General features: G+C 71.0%; 12 protein-coding genes. 2 read left to right on the top strand and 10 right to left on the bottom strand.

Features of this window, described 5'->3' with window-relative positions; translation table 11 throughout:
• Window positions 1-8: 8 nt before the first annotated feature.
• Entirely contained in the window at window positions 9-542 is a 534-nt protein-coding gene (locus ACQPZG_RS12715) for an alkyl hydroperoxide reductase (protein ID WP_185028511.1), read from the bottom strand.
• Window positions 543-596: 54 nt separating this feature from the next.
• Window positions 597-1,151 (bottom strand): peroxiredoxin, encoded by a 555-nt coding sequence (locus tag ACQPZG_RS12710; protein WP_185028513.1) that lies wholly within the window; start codon window positions 1,149-1,151, stop codon window positions 597-599.
• 227 nt (window positions 1,152-1,378) lie between these two features.
• Between ACQPZG_RS12710 and ACQPZG_RS12705 the strand changes: the two genes are divergently transcribed.
• Entirely contained in the window at window positions 1,379-2,335 is a 957-nt protein-coding gene (locus tag ACQPZG_RS12705; RefSeq protein WP_433549374.1) for a hydrogen peroxide-inducible genes activator, read from the top strand.
• A 316-nt stretch (window positions 2,336-2,651) separates the two neighbouring features.
• Here ACQPZG_RS12705 and ACQPZG_RS12700 read toward each other — a convergent pair whose 3' ends face one another.
• The 5 genes from ACQPZG_RS12700 to ACQPZG_RS12680 form a co-directional block, all read right to left on the bottom strand.
• The gene (locus ACQPZG_RS12700) at window positions 2,652-4,979 is read right to left on the bottom strand and encodes an ABC transporter permease (protein ID WP_433545916.1); all 2,328 of its coding nucleotides are present in this window, start codon (window positions 4,977-4,979) and stop codon (window positions 2,652-2,654) included.
• The gene (locus tag ACQPZG_RS12695; RefSeq protein WP_433545915.1) at window positions 4,976-5,704 is read right to left on the bottom strand and encodes an ABC transporter ATP-binding protein; all 729 of its coding nucleotides are present in this window, start codon (window positions 5,702-5,704) and stop codon (window positions 4,976-4,978) included. Before ACQPZG_RS12695 ends, ACQPZG_RS12700 begins: the two co-directional genes overlap by 4 nt.
• Window positions 5,701-6,225, bottom strand: a complete 525-nt coding sequence (locus tag ACQPZG_RS12690) for a PadR family transcriptional regulator (RefSeq protein WP_433545914.1) — start codon at window positions 6,223-6,225, stop codon at window positions 5,701-5,703. Before ACQPZG_RS12690 ends, ACQPZG_RS12695 begins: the two co-directional genes overlap by 4 nt.
• 87 nt (window positions 6,226-6,312) lie before the next feature.
• Entirely contained in the window at window positions 6,313-6,612 is a 300-nt protein-coding gene (locus ACQPZG_RS12685; RefSeq protein ID WP_433545913.1) for a hypothetical protein, read from the bottom strand.
• A complete protein-coding gene (locus ACQPZG_RS12680) occupies window positions 6,609-7,502 on the bottom strand; it encodes an SPFH domain-containing protein (protein ID WP_229923354.1) in 894 nt (297 codons plus the stop codon). Before ACQPZG_RS12680 ends, ACQPZG_RS12685 begins: the two co-directional genes overlap by 4 nt.
• Before the next feature lie 463 nt (window positions 7,503-7,965).
• Here ACQPZG_RS12680 and ACQPZG_RS12675 point away from each other — a divergent pair, with 463 nt between their 5' ends.
• Window positions 7,966-10,314: a transglycosylase domain-containing protein gene (locus ACQPZG_RS12675; protein WP_433545912.1), complete on the top strand. Its 2,349-nt coding sequence runs from the start codon at window positions 7,966-7,968 to the stop codon at window positions 10,312-10,314.
• 180 nt (window positions 10,315-10,494) lie between these two features.
• Here the strand turns inward: ACQPZG_RS12675 and ACQPZG_RS12670 are convergent, their stop codons facing one another.
• From ACQPZG_RS12670 to ACQPZG_RS12660, 3 genes are all read right to left on the bottom strand, one after another.
• On the bottom strand, window positions 10,495-12,507 hold the full coding sequence (locus ACQPZG_RS12670; RefSeq protein ID WP_433545911.1) for a SpoIIE family protein phosphatase: 2,013 nt from the start codon (window positions 12,505-12,507) through the stop codon (window positions 10,495-10,497).
• A 265-nt stretch (window positions 12,508-12,772) separates the two neighbouring features.
• Window positions 12,773-13,465: a cytidylyl-2-hydroxypropylphosphonate hydrolase gene (fomD, locus tag ACQPZG_RS12665; protein WP_433545910.1), complete on the bottom strand. Its 693-nt coding sequence runs from the start codon at window positions 13,463-13,465 to the stop codon at window positions 12,773-12,775.
• Between the two features lie 89 nt (window positions 13,466-13,554).
• Window positions 13,555-14,994, bottom strand: a complete 1,440-nt coding sequence (locus ACQPZG_RS12660) for a class II fumarate hydratase (protein WP_433545909.1) — start codon at window positions 14,992-14,994, stop codon at window positions 13,555-13,557.
• Window positions 14,995-15,022 lie beyond the last annotated feature (28 nt).

Genomic DNA, 15,022 nt, shown 5'->3' with positions numbered 1-15,022 from the left:
ACTCGGAACTACTCGGCCAGGACGGCCTCGGAGTCGAGGGTGACGCCGACCGCCTGGATCACCGAGGCGATCTTGACGGCCTCCTGGATCGTCTCGCGGGAGACGTCCGCCTTGCGCAGGACCTGCTCGTGCGAGTCCAGGCACTGGCCGCAGCCGTTGATCGCGGAGACCGCGAGGGACCACAGCTCGAAGTCGACCTTCTCGACGCCGGGGTTGCCGATCACGTTCATCCGCAGACCCGCGCGCAGCGTCCCGTACTCCGGGTCGGAGAGCAAGTGGCGCGTGCGGTAGAAGACGTTGTTCATCGCCATGATCGCGGCGGCCGACTTGGCGGCCGTGTACGCCTCGGCGGAGAGGTTCGCCTTCGCCTCCGGCTCCAGCTCGCGCAGCACCTTCGGCGAGCGCGAGGCGATCGCGCAGGCGAGAACGGTGCCCCAGAGCTGCTGCTGCGGGAGGTCGCTGTTGCCGATGACCGAGCCCAGGTTCAGGCGGAGGTCCTTGGCGTAGTCCGGTACGGCGGACTTCAGTTCGTCGAGTGCCATGTCAGATCGGTTCCGTTCCGTGGTCCGTGCGCGGGGTACTGGTGTCGGGGATTCTTACTCGCCCGAGAGCAGCGCGACCGGGTCCAGGGTGTCCTCGCCCTTGGTCCAGTTGCACGGGCACAGCTCGTCCGTCTGCAGCGCGTCGAGGACCCGGAGGACCTCCTTGGGGTTACGGCCGACGGAACCGGCGGTGACCATGGTGAACTGGATCTCGCCGTTCGGGTCGATGATGAAGACGGCGCGCTGGGCGAAGCCGTCCGCACCCTCGATGCCGAGGTCGCGCATGAGCTCGTGCTTCGAGTCGGCGAGCATCGGGAAGGGCAGGTCGGTCAGGTCCGGGTGGTCCTTGCGCCAGGCGTGGTGCACGAACTCGGAGTCGCCCGAGAAGCCCAGGATCTGCGCGTCGCGGTCCGCGAACTCCTCGTTCAGCTTGCCGAACGCGGCGATCTCGGTCGGGCAGACGAACGTGAAGTCCTTCGGCCACGCGAACAGAACAAGCCAGCGACCCTCGAACGACTTGTGGGTGATCTGCTCGAACTCCTTGCCCTTCTCCAGGGAGACGCAGGCGCTGAGTTCGAACGGGGGAAGCTTGTCACCAACGGTAAGCATGGGGCTCCTCTTGGACGGAGAGGAAAGGCCGCTTTCGCAGCATTTCTGGGGGGTTGGACTTTGATCAGCCTGCCATGGAGTCACTGATCAGTGAAATCGGCTGAAGTGTAATCTTTGATCGACGAGAGTTATTGATCATAGGCTCGCGGGTGCGCGGGGGGGTCCGGCCTCCTGCCGTCGCCACTCCCCTCCGGGGAGGGCTCCCGTTCCCCTGCCCACCGACGCCGATACGGAGCACAGTCATCGCCGCCAACAACGTCAAGAAGCAGCCCACCCTGGCCCAGCTCAAGGCCTTCGTCGCGGTGGCGGAGTCCTTGCACTTCCGGGACGCGGCGGCTGCCATCGGGATGAGCCAGCCGGCGCTTTCCGGGGCGGTCTCCGCGTTGGAGGAGACGCTGGGGGTGCAGCTCGTCGAGCGGACCACGCGCAAGGTGCTGCTGTCGGCGGCGGGGGAGCGGCTGGCGGTGCGGGCGCGGGTGGTGCTGGAGGCGCTGGGGGAGCTGCTGGAGGAAGCGGAGGCGGTGCGGGCGCCTTTCACGGGGGTCCTGCGGCTCGGGGTGATTCCGACGGTCGCGCCGTACCTGTTGCCGACGGTGCTGCGGCTGGTGCGGGACGCGTATCCCGAGCTGGATCTGCAGGTGTACGAGGAGCAGACCTCGTCGCTGGTGGAGGGGCTGGCGGCCGGGCGGCTGGACCTGCTGTTGCTGGCAGTGCCGCTCGGGGTGCAAGGGGTGGTGGAACTCCCGCTGTTCGACGAGGACTTCGTGCTGGTGATGCCCGACGACCACTGGCTGGCGGGGCGGGACGACATTCCGCGCGAGGCGCTGCGGGATCTGCATCTGCTGCTGCTGGACGAGGGGCACTGTCTGCGGGACCAGGCGCTGGACGTGTGCCGGGAGGCGGGGCGGCAGGACGGCGGGCCGGTGACGACGACGGCGGCCGGGTTGTCGACGCTGGTGCAGTTGGTGGCCGGGGGGTTGGGGGTGACGCTGTTGCCGCGTACGGCGGTGCAGGTGGAGGCGGGGCGGAATCCGGCGCTGGTGACCGGCTACTTCGCCGATCCGGCGCCGTCGCGGCGGGTGGCGCTGGTGATGCGGGCGGGGGCGGCGCGGGGGGAGGAGTTCTCGGAGTTCGCGGGGGCGTTGAGGGGGGCGTTGGAGGGGTTGCCGGTGCGGATGCTTTAGGGGGTGGTGGGGTGAGGGGCCCGTGCGGGTGAGGTGGGGATCCCGTGCGGGTGGGGGAGGGTGTAGCGGAGGTGGCGGGGTGCGGGTGCGGGTGCGGGAGGGAGCGCCGGGTGGCGGGACGTAGGGGCGGGGGTGCACCTCCGGTGGGGGGCCGCCCCCTTGCCCGCCCGTTCCGCCCCCGGGGGGCGGCCCCGCCGCCCAAGGGGGCTGACTGGCGTGGAGGCGGGGCCGCCGCCTGAGGGGGTTGGCGTGGAGCGGGCCCGCCGTCCAAGGGGGCTGAGGTGGAGCGGGCCCGCCGCCCAGGGGATGTCGGGGGTTATTCCGTGCGGAGGCCGGTGGGGCGCATCAGGCGCAGGAGTACCGGCATGCTGAGGGCCGTCACCAGCAGGATCACGCCTCCCGCGATTGCCGACATGATCGCGATCGGGCCCCAGTCGACGGTGATCGGCACGGCCGTCATCCGTAGCAGCACCGTTCCCAGCAGGAGCCCGACCGCGATGGCCAGGGCCAGGCCCAGGGCCACCGGTACCGCCGCCTGCCAGAGCACCGACCAGCCCAGCGTCGAGCGTCGGGTGCCGAACGCGACGAGAGCCGCGAGGAGCTTCTTGCGTTCTCTCAGCTGTTCGAGCTGGGTCACCAGCAGGCTCGCTCCGATCAGCAGCAGTACGCAGGTGGCTCCCGCGAACAGTCCGCGCTGGATCTGCGCGAACCGGTTGTCGGTCTTCGTCGCCAGCAGGCCCGAGACGTAGATCGAGGGGTCGGTGGCGTAGGCGGCGTTGCGTGCCAAGTCGGCGCTGTACGGTTCGGAGCCGTCGAACTTGAGGTAGACGGAACGGACGTAGGCGCTCCGGGCGGCTGCGGGGAGGGCGTCGGGGGTGGCGAGGATGCCGCCGCGCACGAATCCCTCCGGGCCCTTCCTGCTGTCCACGGTCGTCGTGCCGACGGGCAGGGTCCACGGTACGGACAGACCCGCCGCGGGGCCCGTGGCCGGGGAGAGGTAGTAGCGGTGACCGGGCTTGAAGCCCTCGGCGGCCGGGGCCGGGATGCCTTCGAGCGCTTTGCCGCCGGTCAGGTAGACGTCGCCGTTCTTGCAGGTGGCGGGGGCGCCGTAGATGCGCAGCGTCGTGCAGTCGGCGACGGTCAGGTCGGTGTAGTTCTCCGGTTCCTTGGGGTGGTCGCCCAAAGTGGTCTGGTCGACGGTGAGGGTGCGCTGTACGCCCGCGGTGCCGGTGAGCCGCTTCGTCAGTTCTTCCGCGCGGGCGGCTCCGGGGGTGCCCGGGTAGACGTGGAGGGACATGTCCACCAGGGAGGCGTCGACGCCGGTGTCCTTGGTGTACTGGCCGTCGATTCCGCTGAGGAGCATCTGGAGGGCGATGGCTCCGGCGACGGCGACCGCGACGCCGTTGACGGTTCGGGCGGCGGTGCCGCTGCTCAACTGGAGTCTGCGCACGGCCAGCTGCCAGGAGACCGGCCCTTTGCCGAGGCGTGCGACGACCGCTTCGACGAGCCAGGGCAGCAGGGCGGTGACGCCGATGAGCAGGAGGGCGGTGCCGCCGATGACCTGGGGTTCGTTGAACTTCTCGTTCTCGTCGTCCTTTCCGAGCAGCGGCAGCAGGAGGGCGAGCCCGGCGACAGGCAGCAGCAGTCGCCACCACAAGCGGCGGCGTACCGGCTTCGCCGTACGGACCACGCCGAGCGGCTCGATGACGACGCCGCGCAGGGCCAGGAGGGTGACCAGCACGGCCGAGACCGGTACCGCGAGGCAGATGAGGAGTGCCACCCACGGGACGGGGGAGAGGTCGGCGGGGAAGACGCTGATCCGTTCCATCGTGATGAGTCCCGCCATGGAGCGGACGACGAAGAACAGTGCGCCGCCCACGGCCAGTCCGGCGAGTGCGCCCGCGAGTGCCTCGCCCGCGGCGATCCGGCGCGTCATGGTGGCGTCCGCGCCGACCAGGCGCAGTGCGGCGAGTCGGCGGTCGCGGCGTTCGCCGCCGAAGCGGACGGCGGCGGCGATGAGGACGGCGACGGGGATGAGCAGGACGACGCAGGCCACCAGGACGAGCAGCAGCAGGATCGGGTCCAGTCCTTCCTGGGCGATGCCCTGGAAGGAGGTGATGCGTTTGGTGGTTCCCGGGTTGAGCCCGAGGTCCTTGCTGCCCTGGTAGTAGAAGAGCTCGTGGGGCCCCATGAGGCCGGCGTCGGCGATGACGGCGGTGACGGGGCCGTTGAGGCGTTCCCGCAGCAGCTTGCCCTCGCCGGAGTCCATCAGCTCCTTGAGGGCGGGGGAGACCGCCAGCGCGCCGGGCGCGGGGAAGGCGGTGAGGCCGGGCGGCAGGGGGGCCTCGGGGCCTTCGGGCTGTACCAGTCGGCCTTCGATCGGCCGGTCGCGGAAGCCGGAGGGGAGGGAGGTGATCAGGAGGGTGTCCTGGCCCGCCTTCTCGGCCGTGGCGCCGCCCATCTCGCCGCGCGCGTAGCTGCGGTGGTCGCGGGCGGCCAAGGCGCTGGGGATGGCGGAGGTGATCAGCAGCAGGGCCACGCCGAGGCCGACGCCCACGGCGGTCAGGAGCGTACGGGTCCAGCCCTCGCGTCCGCCGTTGACGGCGAACTTGACCCCGAGGCGCAGGTCGTCGAGTGCGCTCATCGGCTGAACTCCATGCTGACGTCGCGGGACTTGCCGTCCCGTACGACGATCTCGCGGTCGGAGTAGGCGGCGACGCGTGCCTCGTGGGTGACCAGGACGACGGCGGCGTTGGTGGAGCGGGCGGCCTCGGTGAGCAGTTGCATCACGCGTTCGCCGTTGAGGGAGTCCAGGGCGCCGGTGGGCTCGTCGGCGAACAGTACGCGGGGTCCGCAGGCCAGGGCGCGGGCGACGGCGACGCGCTGGCCCTGGCCGCCGGAGACCTCGCCGGGGCGTTGGGCGCCGAGGTCGTCGACCTCCAGGCGTTGCATCCAGGACAGGGCGGTGCGTTCGGCGTCCTTGCGGGGGGTGCCGGCCAGGCGGAGGGGGAGTGCGACGTTCTCGACGCAGGTCAGTTCGGGGACGAGCTGGCCGAACTGGAAGACGAAGCCGAACTCGCTGCGGCGCAGGGCGCTGCGTTCGCGGTCGGACATGGCGGACAGGTCGCGGCCGTCGTAGGTGAGCGTGCCGGAGTCCGGGGTGACGATTCCGGCGAGGCAGTGCAGCAGGGTGGACTTGCCGGAGCCGGAGGGGCCCATGACGGCGACGACCTCACCGGGGTGGATGGAGAAGTGCGCGCCGTCGAGGGCGGCGGTGGCGCCGTACGTCTTGCGCAGGTCGGTGGCGGTGAGGAGGGAGCCCGCGGGGGCGTGCCCGGGGGTGCTGTGCTGCGGGGGCTGGTTGCTCAACGTCGTATCTCCGTGGCGAGGCGGTCCAGGCGGGCGGCGGTCAGTTCGAGCCACCGCAGGTCCGCTTCGAGGTGGAACAGGGCGTGGTCGCAGATGAGCTGGTCGGCGAGGTCGCCGCCGCGTTTGCGGTCGGTGAGTATGCGCATGAGGCGCAGGTGTTCGGCGCGCTGGGTGTCCAGCAGGGTGTCGGCGCTGCGGCCGGTGAGCAGCGCGAGGACGACCTTGGTGTAGAGGGTCGACTGGAGGTACGGCTCGGGCTTCTCGGGCTCTGCCAGCCACTGTTCGACGTCGGTGATGCCCGCGTCGGTGATGGCGTACCGCTTGCGTTCGGGGCCCGCTCCGGTTTCGGTGCCGTCGACCTCGACGAGGCCGTTCTTCAGGAGGCGGGACATGGTGGAGTAGACCTGCCCGTAGTGCAGGGGGCGGTCGTGGCCGAACTTCTCGTCGAAGGCCCGCTTGAGGTCGTAGCCGTGGCGGGGGCCGGCCTCCAGGAGGCCGAGCAAGGTGTGACCGATGGACATGCCGAGCACTGTACACGGTGTGTATACATGCAGTGCATAGCTGTCCGAAAGAAGAGGTGGGGACCCCTCGCGACGGGTCCCCACCTGCTAGTTCTCTTCCTCCGACGGCCGTTTGGGCGGCCGGCCGCGTCGGGGCAGCGGGCCGGTGTGCCTGGGCAGGCGTCCCGCGTCCGCGAGCGAGGTGCGCAGCAGGAACTCGATCTGCGCGTTCGTGCTCCGCAGTTCGTCGGAGGCCCAGCGGGCCAGGGCGTCGTGCACCGCGGGATCCAGCCGGAGCAGTACCTGCTTGCGGGCCTCGCGCCGGCGCGCGGGCGCGGCGTCCCGCGGTCCGGGGGCCGGATCCTCGCCCGCCGTGTCCGCCCGCTCCGGCCGCTGGTCGTCGCTCACTGGTAGAGCGACCCCGTGTTGATGACCGGCTGGGTGGCCCGGTCCCCGCACAGCACGACCAGCAGGTTGCTGACCATCGCCGCCTTGCGCTCCTCGTCGAGTTCGACGATGTCCTGCTCGGTGATGCGGGCGAGTGCCTGCTCGACCATGCCGACCGCGCCCTCGACGATCAGCTTGCGGGCGGCGACCACCGCGCCGGCCTGCTGTCGCTGGAGCATCGCGGAGGCGATCTCCGGGGCGTACGCGAGGTGGGTGAAGCGGGACTCGACGATGTGGACGCCTGCGGCCTCCACGCGCGCGTGCAGCTCGACGGCCAGCTTCTCGGTGATCTCCTCGGCGTTGCCGCGCAGCGAGAGCCCGGCCTCCTCGTGTGCATCGTACGGGTACTCGATGGCGATGTGCCGGACGGCCGCTTCGGTCTGGGTGGAGACGAACTCCAGGAAGTCGTCCACCTCGAAGAGGGCCTGGGCGGTGTCCTCGACCCGCCACACGACGACCGCCGCCAGTTCGATCGGATTGCCGTACGCGTCGTTGACCTTGAGGACGGCGGTCTCGTGGTTGCGGACGCGGGTGGAGATCTTGTTGCGGGTGGTGAGGGGGTTCACCCAGCGCAGCCCGTCGGTGCGGATGGTGCCCCGGTAGCGGCCGAAGAGCTGGACGACGCGGGCCTCGCCCGGCGCGACCATGTTCAGGCCGCTCATGGCGAGCAGGGATCCGAGAAAGAGCAGGATGCCGATGCCGATGAGGGCGAACTTTCCGCCCGCGGCGGCGATCGACGCGCCGAGCACGACCAGCGCCACGGCGGCGACGACGCCGAGCAGGCCCAGGAGCAGGGCGAGCCCGCCCGGAATGCTGTGCGCCGGGAACTCGGTGACGCGCGGTGCGGGCATCTCCGGAAGCTCCGGTGGGCGGGGCGTGGTGCTGTCGGTGGTGCCGGAGGTCCGGGTGGGGTCGGAGGGGTCGTGGGACGGTCCGTTGGCTGTGTGGGTCATGCGGTTCCCCGTTCTCTGAAGCACTCCACGGATGGGCGTCGCTCTGCCGGTCCGGTCCTTGCCGGACTAGCAAAGTGATATCACTTTATCGCGTCGAGCCGCCCCTGCCCAGAGGCGTGTCGCCCCGGTCCGAAAGGATCAGGGGGTACATCGGACTCGTTTCCTCAACTTCGCTCACTCCTGGCAACCTTTGAGGCTCCGCGTTCGTCGGTTCCTTGGGGGGAGGTGCTGATTGTCACGTCCGCAAAAGGCGTGATCTGCGGCTATTTGTCCAAGTCGACGGTGTTAGCTTTCTGAGCTGATCCGGCGATAGTTCGGCGAGTATGGGCGAGCGATGACTGAGAAGCGGAGCAACTGACCAATGGGCCGTGCGGATGCGCGAAAGGCCCGGCAGCGTGGGTCGCGCCGGGCGCAGACGGGGAGGACCGGCATACGTCGCTTCTTCACCTGGAAGAAGGTGCTCGGTACCTTCGTCGGACTCTGCCTGCTCGGGATGGCGGGCTTCGTCGCCCTCTACATGCTCATCGAGATCCCCGCGGGCAACGCGGCGGCGAAGATCCAGAGCAACGTCTACAAGTACAGCGACGGCGAGGTCTTCGCGCGCACCGGTCAGAGCGGTGCGTTCAACCGGGAGAACGTCTCGCTCGAAAAGATCCCCGAGAAGGTCCAGAAGACCTTCGTGGCGGCCGAGAACATGTCGTTCTACGAGGACGAGGGCATCGACTTCAAGGGCACGGCCCGAGGCGTGCTCAACACCCTCACCGGCAAGGGCAAGCAGGGTGGTTCGACGATCACCCAGCAGTACGTGAAGAACTACTACCTCACCCCTGAGCAGACGATCAGCCGCAAGCTCAAGGAGCTGGTGATCTCGCTCAAGGTCGACAACAAGTACGACAAGAACACGATCCTCCTCGGGTACATCAACACCAGCTACTACGGGCGCGGCGCCGCCGGGATCCAGGCCGCCGCCCAGGCGTACTACCGCAAGGACGCCGACAAGCTCACCGTCGAGGAGGGCGCCTACCTGGCGGCCCTGCTCCAGGCGCCCAGCAGCTACGACGTGCGGAACGCGACGCCGACGAACAAGAAGCTCGTCATGGACCGCTGGAACTACGTCCTGGACAACATGGTCAAGATGGGCGAGCTGGAGCAGGCCGACCGGGCGGGGATGACGTTCCCGATGCCCGAGCCCGTCCGGGCCGACCCCGGACTCAAGGGCCAGACCGGCTACCTCGTCCAGGCGGCCGAGCAGCAGCTGAAGGTGCGCGAGAAGGTCGACGAGAAGCAGCTCGCGGCCGGCGGCTGGCAGATCACCCTCAACATCGACAAGAAGCGGCAGAAGGCCCTGGAGAAGGCCGTTCAGCGCCAGTTGGAGGCCAAGCTCGACCGCAAGGGCAACAAGGTCGACGCGACCGTCCAGGCGGGCGCCACCTCCGTGGACCCCAGGACCGGCAACGTCGTCGCGCTGTACGGGGGCACGGACTACCTCACGCACCAGATCAGCAACGCGACCCGCACCGACTACCAGCCCGCCTCCACCTTCAAGCCGTTCATCTTCGCCGCCGCCCTGGAGAACAACTCCGAGACGCAGGACGGCGAACCGATCACCGCGAACACCGTCTACAGCGGCAAGAGCAAGCGCCCGGTCGTAGGCAGCGAGATCCCGTTCGCCCCGGAGAACGTGGACGACCGGAGCCACGGCGACATCACCGTCCAGACGGCGATGGCCAAGTCCGTCAACTCCGTCTTCGCGCAGATGATCGTGGACGTCGGCCCCGAGCTCACGAAGGAGGTCGCGCTGCGGGCCGGCATGCGCGAGCGCGGCGACTTCGGCGCGGTCCCCGCGATGTCGCTCGGCTCCATGCGCGCCAGCACCATGGACATGGCGGGCGCGTACGGCTCCCTCGCCGCCCACGGCAAGAAGGTCATCCCCTCGATCATCAAGGAGGCCGAGCACAAGGACCTCGCGACGATCCGGCCCGAGGCGCTCAAGGACGCCGGGGGCCTCCAGCGGGAGACCGCCGACACCGTGACCTCCGTCCTCCAGAACGTGATGAAGGAGGGCTCGGGCCTCAAGGCCGACAGCGGCGAGTACCACGCGGCGGGCAAGACCGGTACCTCCGAGAACAACCGGGCGGCCTGGTTCGCCGGGTACACCCCCAGGCTCGCCACCGCCGTCGCCCTCTTCGGCCAGGATCCCAAGACCGGCCATCAGGTCTCCCTCACCGGCACCGCCAGCGCGGGCCGCGCCAACGGCGGCGGCTTCCCGGCCCAGATCTGGCGCGACTACACCCTGGGCGCGCTCAGCAGCAAGGAGAAGGCCGCCGAGTTCGACCTGGAGGTCAGGGAGGGCGCCGACTTCCGGACCCCGCCCCCGCCGCCGCCCACCACGCCCCCGCCGGTCACCGAGACCCCCACGCAGGAGGCGACGACGCCCCCGCCGGTGACCGACACCCCCGAGCCGCCGAAGTACACGCCCCCGCCGACGCGCACCCCGCCGGGTGACGGCGGCAACGGCAACGGTGGAAGCAACGTCAACGGAGGCCAGAGCGGCGGTGACAACGGCGGCACCCCGCCCGACCCCGACCCGGGCACCGACCCGGACCCCGGCACCGGCCAGCCCGGCGGCGCCAACCAGGGCGGCGACACGGTCGGCAAACCGGGCGGCAACGTCAACGGCGGCAACGGGCAGTGGCCCCCGCAGCCGTAGCCGGCCTGCACGCAGGGCGCCGACGACGGCGGGTCCCACCCCGATAGGGGCGGGACCCGCCGTGTGCGCACCGTGGGCACTCCGCTCGGTCCCGTACGACGGCGGGGCCCGTCCTGTGCGTACCAGGACGGGCCCCGCCGTCGTACGTGCCGTCGCCCGCCGGGTGCGGCGAGCGGGAGGTCAGTGCGGCGGCTCCGCCACCGACCCCGGCAGCCCCAGCTCGAACCACACGACCTTGCCGCTGCTCAACCGGGTCGCGCCCCACTTCCGGGCCAGCCGGTTCACCAGGAACAGGCCCCGCCCGCCCTCGTCGGTGTCCCGCGCCCGCCGCTGCCTGGGCAGCTGCGGCGAGTCGTCGCCGACCTCGCAGCGCAGCACGTCCGTACGCAACAGCCGCAGCGTCACCGGCCGCTCCGCGTAGCGCACCGCGTTCGTCACGACCTCGCTGACGAGCAGCTCCACCGAGTCCGACAGCTCCTCCAGGCCCCAGCGCTCCAGCGCGCGCCGGGCAAGACGGCGCGCCCGCCCCGGAGCCTGCTCCTCCGGTTCCAGGAACCAGTAGGCGACGTCGCTCGGCGCGATCCCGTCGAACCGGGCGGCGAGCAGCGCGATGTCGTCGTCCCGGTCACCGGGCCCGAGCATGTCGAGCACGTCGTCGCAGAGCGCCTCAAGGGGCGGCGGGTGGTCGGGGCCGGTCAACTGGGCGGTGGCGGCGAGACGTTCCCGCAGCTGCTCGATGCCCGTCCACACGTCCCGCAGCCGGGACTCGACCAGGCCGTCGGTGTACAGCAGCAGGGTCGCGCCGGCCGGAGCGTCCAGCTCCACAGCCTCGAAGTCGACTCCGCCGACCCCGATCGGCGCCCCCGGCGGCACCCGCAGCACCTCCGCGCGCCCTCCCAGGTGCAGCAGGATGGGCGGTGGATGCCCGGCGTTGGCGATGGTGATCCGGTGCGACACCGGGTCGTACACGGCGTACATGCAGGTCGCCATGCGGTCGGTGCCGAGCCGCTGCGCCTGCTCGTCGAGGTGGTGCAGCACCTCCTGCGGCGGCAGGTCGAGACCGGCGAGGGTCTGGGCCGTCGTACGGAACTGCCCCATGATCGCCGCCGAGGTCATGGAGTGCCCCATGACGTCGCCGACCACCAGCGCCACCCGGCTGCCCGGCAGCGGAATGGCGTCGTACCAGTCCCCGCCCACCCGGGCCGTCTCGGCGGCCGGAAGGTAGCGCGACGCGAGCTTGACGCCGGTCGGCTTCGGCAGCGAGTCGGGCAGCATCGTCCGCTGCAACTCGTCCGCGATGTATGCCTCGCGGCCGTACAGGACGGCCTTGTCGATGCCCAGCGCGGTGTGCGTCGCCAACTGCGCCGCCACCAGCAGGTCATTGGTCTCGAACGCGGACCGCTCGGGCCTGCGCAGGAAGACGGCCGCCCCGATCACCCGGCGGCGGCCCCGGAGCGGGGCGAGTATCGCGCGCCGGCCGTCGGGCAGCGCGCACTCCCGGCCGAGCAGCTCCGGCAGGGCGATCCGGGCCGCCGAACCGTCCCCGAACACCGGCCGCACACCGCGCAGCACCTCGGCCAGCGCGCCGCCGCCGAGCACCTCGCAGAGCTGTTGCGCGGGCGATCCGTCGCCGACCACGGCGTCCAGTTCCTCGGCCGCCTCCGGCGTCTCGCCGAGGTCGCCCGGCCGCAGCCGGTCCGTGCGCCGCAGCCGCAGCATGAAGGGCACGGCGGGCCGCTCGTCCCCGACGGGCAACGGATCGCGCAGATACACCAGGATCGCGTCCGAGAAGGTCGGCACGGTCGCCCGGCACAGCCCGAGCACGATCTCGTCCAGGTCGATGCCGCGGGCGATCCGCCGGGTCGCGGCCCCGACGAACCGCAGCCGGTCGCCCTCGGTACGGGCGGGATGGGCGGGCGTGCCGTGCCCACCGGGCCCCGCGGGACCGCCGGGCACACCCGGGCCGCCGGGGCTGCCCGGACCGCCGGAACCGCCGGAACCGCCGGAGCCCGTGGGGACGCCCGGCTTGCCCGGTCCGCCCGGGGCCGCCGGTCCGCCCGGAGCGGGCACCGCGGCCGTCGCCGGCCGTGCGCCCTCCTCCCGCGGCTCCTGCCGTGGCCGGGCGCGTTCCTGCGGCCCGGCAGCCAACGGCGGCTGCCGGCCTTCGTGCGAGGTGGACTGCTGCTCCGTCACGCGTGGGGTTCCGTCCGTCCGGGGAGCTCGTGCGATGCAATCGCTGCCTGCGGTATACCCGCTTCGCGGGCCGCGTCGACAGAACGGTGGCCTGTGAACGTTACAGAACCGCACGCACATCCGTGCAGGTTCACAGAACCACCCCCCTGTGGTGACATACGGTCAGGTCGTGCTCCACACCCGGTAGTTGGAGCGTCCGACCACTGCGTGCGCAGCCTTCCGGACGACGATCCTACGTTTGGACCCCGGGGGCGCATCAAGAGTCTCACGTCGCCATGTGGGCCGGGGTGCGGTCCCAGTCGTCCGGCAGCTCGGGCACGCCCCAGCGCGGATCCGGCCGCCAGTCCTCCCAGCCGTCACCGAACGGCGTCCCCCACGTCTCGATCTGCCGCACGGCCGCCCGCCCGGCCTCCCGTACGCGTGCGGCCTGCTCCTCGTCCATCAGTCCGACCCGCCGCGCCTCGGCGAACTCGTCCTCGTCCAGCCACATCCAGCGCCCGTCCGGCGCGACCGCGATGTCCAGGAAGTGGTCCTGCGAGTCCACCCCGCCCGCCCACCGCGACCGGGGCTCCTCCAGGTTCACGTACCAGTTCTTGAACCGCCACCCGCGCTCCCAGAACAGCCACACCGACCACGGATCGCCCGGCCGCGCCAGCTTGAGCACCCCGGTCCCGAACCATCGCGACGTGGTCGTCGTCCGCGCCTTCGTGTACCGCGTCGCGAGCGGCTCCCGAGGCACCGGAGTGCCGTCCTCCAGAACCGGCTTGACGCACTCGGTCCCCGGCGCCATCCACACCGCGAGCAGCTCGTCCGTGTCCTGCACGACCGTCACGGGACGGCAGATGTGCAGGCGGGCGGAGGCGTTGTCCCGGTACCGCCAGAGGATCCGGTCCCCGGCGGCCCACCTGCCGCCGACCGCCCCGGCCCCGTTCGTGTCCACGTCCGCGTGCTCTGTCATGAACGGATTTTAGGAGGGCGGGGACGGCGGCGCAGCGATTTGGATCACGGGACACCGCCGTGCCCCCGCCCGCCCCTGTTTCCGGGGCGTCAGGGACGCGTCATGCTCAGCACGTCCAGCGCGGCGTCCAACTGCTCCTCCGTGAGGTCGCCGCGCTCCACGTAGCCGCCCTCCACGACCACCTCGCGGATCGTCTTGCGTTCGGCGACCGCCTTCTTGGCGACCTTCGCGGCCTCCTCGTACCCGATGTACTTGTTGAGGGGAGTCACCACGGAGGGGGAGGACTCCGCGTACTCCAGGGCGCGCTCGCGGTTCGCCGTGATGCCGTCGACGGTGCGGTCGGCCAGCAGGCGGGTGGAGTTGGCGAGGAGGCGGACGGACTCCAGGACGTTCTTCGCGATGACCGGGAGCATCACGTTCAGTTCGAAGTTGCCCGCCGCGCCCGCGACGGCGACCGTCGTGTCGTTGCCGGTGACCTGGGCCGCCACCATCAGGACCGCCTCGGGAACCACCGGGTTGACCTTGCCCGGCATGATCGACGAGCCCGGCTGGAGGTCGGGCAGGTTGATTTCGGCCAGTCCGGTGCGCGGGCCGCTGGCCATCCACCGCAGATCGTTGGCGATCTTGGTGAGGGAGACGGCGATGGTACGGAGCTGGCCGGACGTCTCGACGAGGCCGTCCCGTGCGCCCTGGGCCTCGAAGTGGTCGCGGGCCTCGGTGAGAGGGAGGCCGGTGGTGCGGGCGACCTCGGCGATCACGGCGGCGGAGAAGCCGGGCGGGGTGTTGATGCCCGTACCGACGGCCGTGCCGCCCAGCGGCAGTTCGGCGAGCCGGGGGAGGGACGAGCGGAGGCGCTCGACGCCGTACCTCACCTGCGCCGCGTAACCGCCGAACTCCTGGCCCAGGGTGACCGGAGTCGCGTCCATCAGGTGCGTACGGCCGGACTTCACCACGTCCGCGAACTCGGCCGACTTGCCCTCCAGGGCGGCGGCGAGGTGTTCGAGGGAGGGGATGAGGTCGTGGGTGACGGCGGCCGTCGCGGCGATGTGGATCGAGGACGGGAACACGTCGTTGGAGGACTGCGAGGCGTTGACGTGGTCGTTGGGGTGGACGGACCCGCCGGAGGGGCCGCCCTGCCCGCCGGAGCCGTGGGAGCTTTTCAGCCGTTCCGTCGCGAGAGTGGCGACGACCTCGTTCATGTTCATGTTCGAGGACGTGCCGGAGCCGGTCTGGAAGACGTCCACCGGGAAGTGCGCGTCCCAGTCGCCGCGCGCCACCTCCCGCGCCGCGTCGGCGATCGCCTCCGCCACGTCCTCGTCCAGGACGCCCAGTTCGGCGTTGACCTTCGCCGCCGCCGCCTTGATGTGGGCCAGTGCCTCGATGTGGGCGCGCTCCAGGCGCTGACCGGAGACGGGGAAGTTCTCCACGGCCCGCTGGGTCTGCGCACGCCACTTCGCGTGGGCGGGGACGCGAACCTCACCCATGGAGTCGTGCTCGATCCGGAAATCCTGTGCGTCGTCGGTCGTCATCGTCGTCGTACCTCCTGTGAAAGTTGAG

Source organism: Streptomyces sp. CA-294286 (genome assembly GCF_050947155.1).
Taxonomy (GTDB): Bacteria; Actinomycetota; Actinomycetes; order Streptomycetales; family Streptomycetaceae; genus Streptomyces.
This window is presented reverse-complemented; position numbering and strand designations above follow the sequence as displayed.